This window comes from Ensifer sp. LBL (genome assembly GCF_050435225.1).
Taxonomy (GTDB): domain Bacteria; phylum Pseudomonadota; class Alphaproteobacteria; order Rhizobiales; family Rhizobiaceae; genus Ensifer.
In genome coordinates, this window is the sequence record NZ_JBNDJY010000010.1 from 100198 (window position 1) to 112974 (window position 12777).

General features: G+C 53.3%; 7 protein-coding genes and 5 pseudogenes. 5 read left to right on the forward strand and 7 right to left on the reverse strand.

Annotated features, from left to right (window positions below; translation table 11 throughout):
- Window positions 1-2 precede the first annotated feature (2 nt).
- Genes OKW20_RS29970 through OKW20_RS29990 form a run of 5 tightly spaced genes read left to right on the forward strand, consistent with a single transcriptional unit; the run spans window position 3 to window position 5087 of the window.
- On the forward strand, window positions 3-809 hold the full coding sequence (locus tag OKW20_RS29970; RefSeq protein ID WP_197067136.1) for an ABC transporter permease: 807 nt from the start codon (window positions 3-5) through the stop codon (window positions 807-809).
- Entirely contained in the window at window positions 806-1459 is a 654-nt protein-coding gene (locus tag OKW20_RS29975) for an ABC transporter ATP-binding protein (protein WP_043617272.1), read from the forward strand. The genes OKW20_RS29970 and OKW20_RS29975 overlap by 4 nt, the downstream gene beginning before the upstream one ends.
- 7 nt (window positions 1460-1466) lie before the next feature.
- Complete coding sequence (locus OKW20_RS29980; protein WP_156134090.1) at window positions 1467-2723, forward strand: hypothetical protein; 1257 nt, start codon at window positions 1467-1469, stop codon at window positions 2721-2723.
- 14 nt (window positions 2724-2737) lie between these two features.
- Window positions 2738-3793 carry a hypothetical protein gene (locus OKW20_RS29985; RefSeq protein ID WP_429178130.1) on the forward strand — a complete coding sequence of 352 codons (1056 nt, stop codon included), beginning with the start codon at window positions 2738-2740 and terminating at the stop codon, window positions 3791-3793.
- Entirely contained in the window at window positions 3726-5087 is a 1362-nt protein-coding gene (locus OKW20_RS29990) for a hypothetical protein (protein ID WP_429178132.1), read from the forward strand. The genes OKW20_RS29985 and OKW20_RS29990 overlap by 68 nt, the downstream gene beginning before the upstream one ends.
- A gap of 462 nt (window positions 5088-5549) precedes the next feature.
- On the opposite strand, the pseudogene OKW20_RS29995 reads toward OKW20_RS29990, so the two are convergent.
- The 7 genes and pseudogenes from OKW20_RS29995 to OKW20_RS30025 all read right to left on the reverse strand — a co-directional run.
- Window positions 5550-5693 (reverse strand): annotated as a pseudogene (locus OKW20_RS29995) (transposase domain-containing protein); the annotation flags it as partial.
- A 94-nt stretch (window positions 5694-5787) separates the two neighbouring features.
- Window positions 5788-7407: pseudogene (gene tnpC, locus OKW20_RS30000) on the reverse strand (IS66 family transposase).
- Between the two features lie 75 nt (window positions 7408-7482).
- A pseudogene (gene tnpB, locus OKW20_RS30005) lies at window positions 7483-7827 on the reverse strand (IS66 family insertion sequence element accessory protein TnpB).
- Complete coding sequence (locus tag OKW20_RS30010) at window positions 7824-8210, reverse strand: transposase (RefSeq protein WP_043626845.1); 387 nt, start codon at window positions 8208-8210, stop codon at window positions 7824-7826. Before OKW20_RS30010 ends, tnpB begins: the two are co-directional and overlap by 4 nt.
- Before the next feature lie 93 nt (window positions 8211-8303).
- A pseudogene (locus tag OKW20_RS30015) lies at window positions 8304-8501 on the reverse strand (IS66 family transposase zinc-finger binding domain-containing protein); the annotation flags it as partial.
- 174 nt (window positions 8502-8675) lie between these two features.
- Window positions 8676-9354 (reverse strand): annotated as a pseudogene (locus tag OKW20_RS30020) (transposase); the annotation flags it as partial.
- An 87-nt stretch (window positions 9355-9441) separates the two neighbouring features.
- Entirely contained in the window at window positions 9442-12174 is a 2733-nt protein-coding gene (locus tag OKW20_RS30025; protein WP_429178134.1) for a hypothetical protein, read from the reverse strand.
- Between the last annotated feature and the right edge of the window lie 603 nt (window positions 12175-12777).

Consider the following 12777-nt stretch of genomic DNA (forward strand, 5'->3'; position numbering starts at 1 on the left):
AAATGCATGCAAAGCAGCTGGGTGCTCGTACAATGCCTTCAACCAGCATTCAATCGCGGATGAACGTTATCGGCGCACTGATACTACGAGATATGAGAACGCGCTTCGGGCGCTCTCATATTGGCTACTTGCTCGCAATCGCTTGGCCGTTTGTACACCTAACCGTGCTTGTGACCATTATGGCATTCGTGAACAAAGTCGCACCGATTGGGGGCGATCCCGCCGTGTTTGTATCGACAGGGGTACTACCTTATATAGTTTGCCTTTATCCAGCTAGAATGATGGGGATGGCACTAGACGTTAACCGTCCGCTATTCCTCTTTCCAGTGGTACGGCCATTTGATGTTATCGTTTCGAGGGCTGTGATTGAGTTCTTGACCGCTTTTGTGGTCGTGATCTTAGCATACGCAGCACTCACACTGATATCTGTGGATGTGACCCCAATTGATAAGGTCACCCTGGCGTCGGGCCTACTCGCTACGATATACCTATCGCTTTCCTTCGGCTTCCTCAACGTGGTCCTTGCCTCAATATTTCGGATGTGGAACATCACGTTTGTTATGATTATGATCATCCTTTATATGACCGCGGGAGTTTTTGCCGTCCCTTCCGCCCTTACGGCCGACGCTCGAGAGTTGATGTGGTTCAATCCCCTGTTTCACTGCGTCGAATGGCTAAGGTCAGCTTACTATGAAGGTTATGGTGACGATGCATTGTCTCGAACGTACCTCCTGTCCGTCGCGACCGTATCTTTCTTCTTAGGCTTACTTGGAGAGCGTTTCCTGAGAGGCAAGTTGTTAGCGCCATGATTCAGCTGGACGACGTCTTCAAATACTACCGGATTCGCGGTAGCGCGAAAGTCATTCTGGACCATGTGAATCTGACGTTCCGATCCGGAACATCGTATGGAATATTAGGAATCAACGGGGCCGGGAAGTCCACGACCATGCGAATGCTTGCGGGAACAGAGCTACCTAACTCCGGTCGAATAACGCGTTCAGCACGGATCTCGTGGCCACTCGGCTTCTCAGGGGGCCTACATCCCGCAATGACAGGGCGAGAAAACATTGGTTTCGTCGCAAGGATTTACGGTCATGACCCAAAGGCGGCAACGGACTTTGTCGAAGACTTTGCCGAAATTGGTGCATATATCGACGAACCCTATAGCACGTACTCCTCTGGGATGGCGCAACGGCTTGCTTTTGGACTTTCTATGGCCATCGACTTTGAATGCTACCTTATCGACGAGGTCACCGCAGTCGGTGATGCGAGGTTCCAGGCGAGATGCCATGAGGAGTTCTCACGAAGGCGAGCCAGATCCGACGTTATAATGGTCTCTCATTCCATGGAAACAATACGCGATTACTGTAGCAGAGCTATCGTCTTGGCGCACGGCGTTGCATATGAATTTTCGAACGTCGATGACGCCATAGAGTTGTACAACAAACTCAACCAGTAGGTTTAAGATGATGCAAGATATTGCCGTCGAAGAAGAACGGCGCCTAGCCGTCAATGAAGGTCTTCGTCGGGCAAAGGCTATATCAGTTGAATTTCGAAAGGCAGCGAGGAAGGCACGGACACCCCGACCGATTGTAAGTGGTGGCGGAGGCTTTAGAGCGCGTAAAGGCGATCGACTGTTTAGGCTGTTTGCTGTCGGTTCCCTTGTAATGTTGTTCGTCATTCCAACAACACTTTCTGCAATGTACTATTCGTTTTTTGCATCTGATCAATATGTATCAGAAGCACGCTTTTCGATCCGCTCTGCAGATACATCTGGCTCGAGTCCGATGGCCGGTCTATCTGCTCTACTGGGAGGTGGCCAAGCTACAGATGCAGCGATAATAGCTGAATACGTAAAAAGTGGCGCAATCATCAGCCAGCTCGGCAAATCGTTTAATCTGATTAAGTTGTTTACGACAGAGCGGTGGGACCCAATCGCCAGCCTTGAGGCGAACCCGACATCAGAAGACCTTGTTAAGTACTGGAAGGGGCAGGTCGACATTTCCGTGGAAAGAAGCTCAGGATTGACTACTTTGAGAGTCAGAGCATTCAATGCGACTGATAGTCTTAATCTTACTAAAGAGATACTAAGAGTTGCAGAACATATGGTAAACAGCCTAACGCGAAGGACGGAGGAGAATGCACTGCGCGAGGCGGAAGCCGAAGTACAGACGACCAAGCGTCGTCTGAGTGATTCCATATCGAAACTCAAGGAAATGAGAGACTCGACCGGCATCCTCGACGTCAATTCAGCGGCAGCAGCTAATACTGAGATACTCACAAAACTGAGACTCGAAAAAGCGAAATTAGATGTTCAGATAAGCGCACTCGAGGACAGCGACTCCGGGAGGGCTCCTCAGCTCGGGACGCTTAGAAATCAGGCGACCGCAATTGGCCAACAGATTCAAAAGTACGAACAATCGATTGCTGGTTCAACAACCGAATCGAGCATTGCCTCCAGAGGTGCGGGTTTAGCCGAAGCCGAGACCGACCTGAAAGTATCTCAGGCCGAATACCAGAAATCCGTGGCTGTGTTCGAGGTAGCGCGTATGACATTGGAGCGGCAACGATCCTACATTCTTACCCACGTGCAACCATCGTTACCTCAGGAGGCGCTATACCCCAGACGGTTCCTGATGGTCATTACAATCGCGCTTGCGACGGCAGTGTTGTGGGCTATGGTCATTGGTGCGGCAATGTTAGCCCGCGACCATACGGCATAATTCGGTGAAATTTTATGCAATTTTTCATCGATATTGATAATGGCTCGGTGATCTCTGGCTGGCTTATACCGGACAATCCAGGAGAGACCCCAGAGTTGGTCATTAAGGTCGCTTCACGAGAGGACATACAATTCAAAGCCAATGTACTGCGAACTGACCTACGTGATCTGGGAATGCATAGCACAGGTCTCGCTGGTTTTCACATTGATAGCTTTACAGTGCCCGAACTTGGCCGGCTGGAAGATGTAAGCGTTGTTGAGGCAGACAGCGGAATTACGATCTATCGGCGCTTTAATCCGGAAAAACACAAGGATGGTAAACTCTTAATCGCGGATTCAAGTCTCCTTCCTCAAATGAAGTTGATGCGTGCGTTGTCGCACCGTTTCGCTATGAGCTATCCCCTTTCGGAAAGACTCTCACTCGAAACACTAAGTGGAATTTTGTCGCTCAGATTTTCCAACTCAATTTTTGTGAGTGGTAGCCTGAACTGGATGCGTTATGGGGCACTTGCACTAGAGCAAGATTTCGTCTCGTGCGCATTGCTCCGAGATCCATTTGACGAACTGGCCGAGAAGCTCCTATTCTTATGGCATTTAGCAAAGAATCCGGGGAAAAGCCCGCTTAGCAGCCATGCGGCGCTTTCCAGTTACTCAGAGGTCCTTCCAAAAATAGCGGCAGTCGACTTCTCCGACGACAAATCGCTGCTCATGGCTTTTCGAACGATGTCGCCATCCATTCGAAAGGTTTTTCGATCACCTATGACTAGGCTTTATGGTTCCCTGCCGGAGGAAGACATACAGCGACGCAATGTCAGCGTAGCGCTCGACAATTTAGCTCAATTTTCCATTGTTGGGTCGAGAGAGCAATTCGAACAGTTTGCCGGTATGGTCAATGCGCGACTAGGAAACATTATCCCCCCCTCGCAAACTTTAGACGAACTCCAGGCCGCTTTGGAACTTGGTAAACGTCTGTCGACAATGGGGCTGGTCTTAGATCTACTAGATGAAGACGTCGCGCTTTATTCGTTCGCAAAGGAAGCATGGAAAAACGCCGAGAACGCCGATGTTTAGATTACTTCCGCGTGAAATTTCACACAAAATTGCAACGTTGAACGGCATCAAACCCCCATCGGGAATAAGTGCGGCAGTTGCTGCGACGACGACAAGGTTCGTCAAAGTACTAGAACGGCGAAACGGTGAGAACCACATTGCCTCAAGCGCGGGATCGGGCAACCCTTCCACAACGCGGTCCGGCGGTATTGGAGGGGTGCTCCGATCGTTTTTGTTCGTAGTCCTCATACCGACCGCTGCGGTACTCTTTTACTACATTTCTCTAGCATCCAACGTTTACGTTACCGAAGTAAAGCTTACGGTCAGAAAATCGCAGGAAGCATCGTCCGGGGAAGCCTCGTCATCCTTGGCAAGTTCGTTCCTCAAAAAGCTTGATTTGGGATCGTCACTCTCGTCTGGGCAAGACACTCAGATCATCTCTGATTATTTGAAGAGTAGAATTGTAATTGAAGATCTCGGTGGGAAACCCATCGTGAGCGAGTATTTTTCTCGCGGCGACATCGATTGGTTTTCACGGTTGGGGACAGGTGCAGATAAGGAAGAGATTTGGGAATACTGGAGAGAACACATTACGGTGTCTATAGATACGGTATCCAATATTCTTACGATGCGCGTTCGGGCATATAGCAACGACGATACTTACAATCTTGCTCTCAAACTTGTTGAAAACAGCGAGAAGCTGATCAACCGCATTTCGGACCGTACAAAGAATGACGCTTTACTTCGCGCTCGCCAAGAGGTCACCCGATCGGCATCCGATCTTGCCGGCGTCCGAACGGCGCTCCTCAATTTTCAACAGAAGTCTGGCAGCATTGATCCGGTGATGACCGTCAAGCAGATGACGTCCGCGGTGACTGAGCTTTCGCTGAAAAAAATACAACTGCAAGCTCAAATTGACGTAGGCAGTCTTTCTGGGTTAAACGAGCGCCCAGGAGATAAATACCTTGAGACAAAAATAAAAGTCATAGATGACCAGATCCAACAGTTTTCAGAAAAATTGACGGGAATGTCTAGCGACACGCTTTCTTCGCAATTGAAAGATTATCAGCTCCTTAAGCTTCAAGAGGAGTTTTCAGAGAAGATCTACATGCTTGCGCGCTCGGACTATGAACAAGCTCGCAGACGGATTATTGCGCAACAATTGTACGTTGTCGTTGTGGTCCCCCCGCTTTTACCTGAAAGCGCGCTTTTACCCAGGCCCGTGCTGGACACTTTTGTTGTATTCTTGGGCCTATTGGTCGTATGGGGAATCGGGTGTCTACTATTCGCGAGCATCAAAGATAGCAGGATATAGAGTTGGTTCACAGCGTCTAGCTTACCCATGCATTGCGCCATCTGCAATTGCGCCAGCCTATGGATCGGCGAGATCGCATTCTCGGTGCGTTCGGCTTGGCTTTGCACTGACCACCGCTAGCGGTGACGTGAGGCCGTCGCTTCTCTTGGTTCCAGGGCTGTTTATTTGTGAGCGTCCGGCGAAGGCATTTTCGCTTGGTCGAGAGGCCGATAATATAGACCGCGTTTCATATCGTCTGCCATAACGAGTTCCACCGTAAGCCACAAGCTGGGGCCGGTCAGGCGGCGTAGTGCCACGGCATGAGCGCGTCAATATCGCTCCTGGGCCATCCATTGTGTGAGCGCGACGAACGACGAACACCCCAGCTTTTCATTGCTGATGATGCCTGGAGTCTTGGAGAAGCCATCGATGAAGGCAGGCATGAAGGAGTCTACCGTAAGCGGTGATGTGAATGTGAGACCGTTATTTCTTGAAGTTCCAGGGCATCAATGCGTCGATATCGCTCGCCGGCCAACCGGCCGCGATGCGCTCGAGCGTCTGCGTCAACCACGCCAGTGGATCGACTTCGTTCATCTTGGCGGCCTGGATGAGGGTGGAGAGCGTCGTAGAGGAGCTCGAGCCACCACGCAACTCGCGTCACCCAGGCGCCGAGCGTGCCGCGATCGATGATCACGCCGCAGGAGGCAAGCATCGTAAGCGGTTAGCTGACAGCGTCTGACCTGAAGTTCCAGGGCATGAGGGCTTCGATTTCGGATGCTGGCCAGCCTTGAGCAATGCGGGTCTAGGTCTGCGAGAGCCAGTCGAGCGGATCGACGTTGTTCATTTTGGCGGTCTGCAAGACGGTGGCCACCGTCGCCCAGGTTCGTCCACCGCCCTCGCTTCCGGCGAATAGACTATTCTTCCTCGTAATTGTCTGGGGCCTGATCGCGCGTTCGACAATGTTGGAGTCGATCTCGATGCGACCGTCCGCTAAAAAGCGCTCCAGCGCCTCGCGCCGGATGAGCGCGTAGCGGATCGCCTCAGCGGTCTTGGACTTCCCGGAGACCTTGCCGAGCTCTTTTTCCCAAAGACCGAAGAGACTGGCGACAATGGCTGCAAACTTTCCCGGGCAAAGCGTGGAGCGGCTGTCGGCATCCTTGCCGCGAACCTCATCTTCGATGCGCCAGAGCTCGGTCATTGCCAGGACAGTGTCTGTGGCGGCCTGAGAGACACCGCTAATGTGCAGATCGTAAAACTTGCGCCGTAGATGTGTCCAACATCCTGCAAGCTGGATCGTTTCGTTGCTGCCGGTTTTCGCCCGCGTCTTGGCGAGATTGGTATAGGCCGAGTAGCCATCCACTTGCAGGATACCGCTGAATCCGGCGAGATGACGCGTCACGCAATCCGCGCCTCTGCTGTCTTCAAAACGATAGGCCACCATCGGCGGACTGGTCCCACCATAGGGGCGATCGTCGCGCGCATAGGCCCAAAGCCAGGCCTTGGTGGTTTTGCCCGAACCGGGCGCAAGAGTGGGCAGGGTCGTCTCGCCGGCAAAGATCCTTTCGCCCTCCTTGACCCTCTCCAGGATATAATCGGCCAGCATCTGCAGTTCGAAGCCGAGATGCCCCATCCGTTGGGCCATCAGCGATCGGCTGATCTCGACGCCGCCACGCAGATAGATCGCTTCCTGCCGATAAAGAGGAAGACCATCGGCGTATTTGGAAACGGCGATATAAGCGAGCAGCCGTTCCGTCGGCAGGCCGCCTTCGATGATGTGTGCCGGCGCCAGGGCCTGGACCACATCATCGCTGCCCCGGAAAGCGCATTTGGGACGGCGCGTCACGATAATCCTGAACTTCGGCGGCACGACGTCCAGACGTTCGCAGCGGTCCTCACCGATCAGAACCTTTACCAGCCCCTCGCACCCGGCCGGAATTTCCGGCTCGATGACCTCCTCGATGCGTTCGAGATGGGCGACAAAACCCTTGCGCGGACGCGGTGCTCGCTTCGGCTTGTCTTTGGCCGCGCGGTCGAGTTCGCTGCGGATTGCCGATAGGCCGGTTTCGACCTCTTCGAAAGCAAAGGAGACCTGCTCGTCGTTGACCCCGAGGCGGAGCCGCTCAGAACGCTTGCCATTTTGCGTGCGCTGCAAAACCTTCATGATCAAGGTCAGGTTGGCAATCCGCTCGTTGGCGCTCTTCTCAACCGCCTCCAACCGCGCGATCTCAGCCTCGGCCGCCTTCAGCCGGGCCTCCTTCGCAGCCTGTTCGCGCGCCAGCTCGAGGACCATCGCTTTCAGCGCATCAACGTCGTCCGGCAGGTCGCTAAGGGGCAAATCCATGAGGTCAAATAGAGCACAAGAACAGCCGCTTTCCCAATCATTACAGCAGCATGATTCATCTTGCCGCAGTCCTGATCAGCCCGTCAGCAGCGGCCGCCTGACCTTGGTTGGCTGGATCTTCTTCCAATCCAGACCGGCCAGAAGCGCCATTAATTGCGAATGGTCCAGACGTATCCGGGCGGCCGATATGCCCGGCCAGCAAAAGCTCTGCTCCTCGAGCGTTTTCGATTAGAGGCAGACGCCGCTGCCATCCCACCAGACGATGCGAACACGGTCCGCCCGCTTCGACCGGAACACATAAAGCGCTCCGTTGAACGGGTCGAGACCGCCATCTCTGACCAGAGCCATCAAGGATGCCGCACCTTTGCGGAAGTCGACCGGCTGGCACGACACGTAGACGACGACGCCGGACGCGATCATGCCTTGCGGACCGCCCGCAGTATCTTCGCCAGGTGATCCGACTCGATATCGCCGGCGACGCGCACCACGACATCACCGATGACGATTTCCACCGTAGAGCTTGCCACCGACTCAACGCGCGCGAACTTGACCTCCTCCTTCGCGGCTTCCGTCAGGGGCGCAACCAAGCCTGATAACAGTGCCTTGCGCCGCCATCCGTAAAGCTGCGAAGGATCCAATCCCTCAGCACGCGCGCTTGCCGAGACATTGGCGCAAGGCAACAACGTCTCGGCGATCAGGCGCTCCTTCTCTTCGTCCGGCCAGTCGCGCGGCTTGCGTCGCGCCCCCACCGGCGCCGCCGTCAAAACCTCGAATGTTCGCGGCTGATTCACACTGTCGCTCATAGGATTCTCCGCATGATTCATGCAGAAAATCCCCGATCAGCGGACCAAATGATACGTGGGGGTCCCTACGCGCTTACCAAGCATCTGGGCCTAGCGATGCAGCGGCAAATGCCAGGCAAACTTCGAAACGGCGACATGGGCAGCGAAGGCCGTGGTCACCATGCCCCCGTCCATCACACGCGCCGGCACGGGCGCTTGCACGATGACGCTTTCGCAGGCCTGGCAGGCATAGCGCGGCCGGAGCGTCCGTTTCACCCGGACAACCGCCGGCACGATGTCGAGCGCCTCGCTGAAGATTGGAATAGCCGTCCGGCATCCTCGGAAAACGCATCCAGAACGTTCAACAGGCGGAATTGCCTGCCATCTCCAGTTCCTGTATTCGAGAAATTGTCCGCTACTTAATATGTCTCAGTTGAGGGGTGCATTCCACGACTGTCCGGGATTTACCGGAATCGCTGTCCCGTTAATCCGAAATCCGCAGCCATCCTCAAGACGATGCGCCATGAAGTCCATAACCAGACCAGGTTTGGTTTCTCCGGTAACTTCAGGATCAAACCCCGCAAGCGGCTGAGGCGCGAGAAGCCGGATGCTCTGGCCGTATCAGTTCCAGCTCGCGATAGATGCGGTATACCCGCTTATGGTTCCAGCGATGCCCCCGGACATTGCGCTGGTAGAGAAAGCAAAGGCCGAAGCCCCAGCTCTTCTTCGCCCGCGTCAACACGATCAGGAGATCGGCGATCTGCTCTTTCTCCTCGTTCAGCTTGGCACTGTAACAATAGCATGTTTCGCTGACACCAAAGGTGCGGCAGGCGAGTGCAATGCTCACCCCGCGTAACGCCACCGCTTTCCCGGCCATCTCCCGGCGTTGACATGGCCGCGTCACTTTTTTCCAAGAGCCTCTTTGAGCAGTTCCGCCCGCATGCTCATCTTAGCATTACATTTTCTTCAGCCAACGGTTTTCGTCTTCAAGAGCCTTCATCTGGCTGATCATCGACGCGTCCATGCCGCCGTATTTGGCTCGCCATTTATAAAACGACGCCGTGCTCATCCCGTGCTCCCGGCGTAAATCAGGCACGGGAACGCCGCCCTCCGCCTAGCGTAGGATTGCAAGGATTTGCGGTTCGCTGAATCTTCTCGTCTTCATCAAAATCTCTTCGATCATATCGAGAAAAATCTACTTTTGAAGTCCGTTAATTGCCGGGGGGACTACCATGTCCGCGGCATCCCGATTTCAATGAAAAGACCCAACTATGTTAGAGATAAGGAGCCTAATCCCCTCAAAGTGCTGTGCGCGCATTTGATGAAATACCTTCAGGTTATTTTCCATCATCGCCATGCGCTCTTGTTGCGTAAGACTTTTAGAAAGAGATTCGCGAGTGACATAGCCAAGTCCTAAACGTCTAAAGTCGCCGATATCTTCATAGTGAAGTATCGGTATAACCCCGGCTGCGCAGTACTCGACGATCTTCGTCGGACATGAAACGCGATTGACGACGGAGTTCGTTCGCAACGCATAGCCGAAGTCAGCTTTCAGATACTCTTTCCAAACCTCGTTTATACCTCCAGCGCTTTTTACCGAAATATTCTCCCGTTCGGGTTCAGGATATTTCAGCAACATACTTTGCACAGCCTCAATATCTTGTGTCACAATCGTTACACTAAGATCGATTGAGACGGCGTGAGCCACTGTCAAAGGCAGACACTGCCACTCTTGGACGCCGCCAGCATAAATTAGCCGATCACGTATGTTCGCCCTTTCATTTACAGTCATAAGGTGCGGGAAATCTATGATGATAGGCACGACCAAAAGAACGGTATCTTGAAGCATAGGATACTTTGCTACTATCCAATCCTTCATTGAGTGCGTGACGCAAACAACGTCTGTTGCTATTAGAAGAACCTCCCGCTCGAGTTCATGGGCCTGTGTTGCTCTCCTCGGGTCACCTTGAAGTTCTAACTCTTCGGGTACTACGCCATGCAAGTCTACAATCCGCTTGTTGCAACTGCAGAACGCTTTAAACGCATTGGCGTCGTGGAGCGGGAAGATCGTATGCGCATAGACAGCCGCCGCCCTTTTCGATAGACCTTCCACTAATTCCCCGGCAAAATTATCTGACAAGTAGACGGCGAATACACCCTCTTCATGCTTTACGAAGCTATCTCCATCGCCTTGTCCACTTTGGCAAACATACAGCCGGTTCCAGTCCTTGAAACGGGAGTCGATAGAGCGCAGACGCTGCACATATCCGTCGCCTGAAGGAGAGGTGAATGGATCAACGACTGACAAGAAGATGATGTACGGCTCGCTGCCGAAGTAGAGGGACACAATATTCTCTACCGCTGCCTCGATCAGAGTAATAGGATTAAGTGGGCTATAATCCGCCCCTCCGCTTCGCTCGCGACCGGCGAGTTTTTCCAACTCTGATCTGTAAGCACCCTTGATACGTCCATACAACAGGTAGTGTTCGAATGGAGCACATCCGGTATTGGCTAGTTCTGCGGCGAACTCTCTTTTATACCATCTCGTGTCGAAGACGCGATTGGGACGCAAGTTTGACACCTCCCCAATCTCCATAAAATGCTGAAGCGGGGATACTTCATACGGGAGTTGATACTCTGTCGTATACCAATCCGAGTCAAACGCCGCGTTCGGCCGACGACGCTCCAAGGCCCCCTGCCCAACAAAATGCTCGAGCGCCCCTACAGCCACGTCTTTGTAGTTTTCACGGTACCATCGAGGATCAAAATATGGGCACGGTTTGTAGTCATTCGCCTCACCAACTGAGGCGTAATGAGAGAGTGGCTCAACGTTTCCTGCGGGGTACTCCGATCTGTACCAGTGAGGTACGAAATAGGGGTTTGGCTTGCGTCCCTCAGTCCATCCCATGCGCAAGTAATGGGACAAGGGGTCCACGTTGGCGATCCGAAGATCGGAATTCGCTGAAAGATACCAAGCTAGATCAAACAGGGGATGTGGCGAGCGTCCTTCTCGCCAACCGAACTCCACATAGTGGGAAAGTGGCTCTCGACCCGAGTTTGCGACATCCGGATTTTTTGTGAGATATTGGCGACCTAAAAAAACGCGGTGTGGTTCGCGTCCCTCTTGCCAGCCCAATTCAGTATAATGGGACAGCGGTTCACGACCGGCTTGAGCAACATCTTGATTCGACGCTAGATACCACTCAATGTCAAACAACGGATGCGGTGAACGTCCCTCACGCCACCCGAATTTGAGATAGTGAGCCAGTGGATCAATCCCCGCAACGCTCACGTCGGGGTTAGCGGCGAGGTACCAATTACGGTCAAAAAGGGGATGCGGGGTCCTCCCTTCACTCGAACCAAACTCGATATAATGAATCAGCGCATTTCCGCCAGTGCGCGCAACGTCTGGATTTTCCCTAAAATACCAACCGGCGTCAAACAGCGGATGAGGCCGGCGACCTTCGCGCCAGCCTTCACCGGCGTAGTGCATCAGCGGTTCCAGCCCGGCATCTCTTACGTCGGGATTAGCGGCCAGATACCACTGTCCGTCAAACAGGGGATTTGGTTGACGCCCTTCACGCCATCCAAACTGCAAGTAGTGCGCCAGCGGCTCTAATCCTGCCTCCTCGACGTCGTGATTATGTGCGAGATACCATTGCGCGTCGAAGAGCGGGTGGGGTCGACGGTGCTCGCGCCAACCTGTCGTGACGTAATGTGCCAGCGGTTCCAGCCCGGCATCTCTTACGTCGGGATTAGCGGCCAGATACCATTGTCCGTCAAACAGAGGATTTGGCTGACGCCCTTCACGCCAACCAAACTTGGTGTAGTGAAGATACGGAGCCAAATGCGAACCTTCGACGTCCGGGTATGTGGCCAAATACCACGAGCTATCAAATATTCGAGCAGCCTCGCGCTCGATTGCGTTGCCAACTCGTGACGCGACTCCGCGGTTGGCTTTTCTTTTCTTCAGGAAAATGTCCATCTAGTTCACAGCCCAAAAAAGGAAATGCCAGGCGACGTCCTTTCCACCAGGCAAGAGTGCGTCCTTAGATCCGACAGGTCTACCAGCGATACGCTTGTTCCAAGAAAACGCATTCAAGATCCTTCTAACGGCGCCAGTTGAAGACCGCCGGATTTCCCACAAACAATAGCCATTTGCGCCGAGAGCTCTCGTGAATCATGCCGCGAACTCAACAAAAAAGCACATCTCGGACCCGATTTTAGTATACAGTTCATCGAGCTTTGTCGAATGGGGCAGCACCTCTTTATGAGGACATTTTTTATGCCCAAGTGAACTGCCTCTTGGTGGATGCATGTGCCGTGACGACTTAGCGTCACGATGAGCCTCTTCTTTTCGGGCTCAACTCTGAGCACGACCATGAATTTTCGGCATCTTATCGACATTCCTGCCTAGCTCGACTCCCGTTGATCAACCAATCGTATTCTCGGCGTCATTCTCAACAGAGATCGGACGAGCGTACGATGACCATCCGACCAGGACCGCACGTAAAGCGTAAGCGCTGTTCTATTCCCACATCGTGTTATCGATTGGCTGCATCACTTGACCTTTATATTCTCGGCCGAG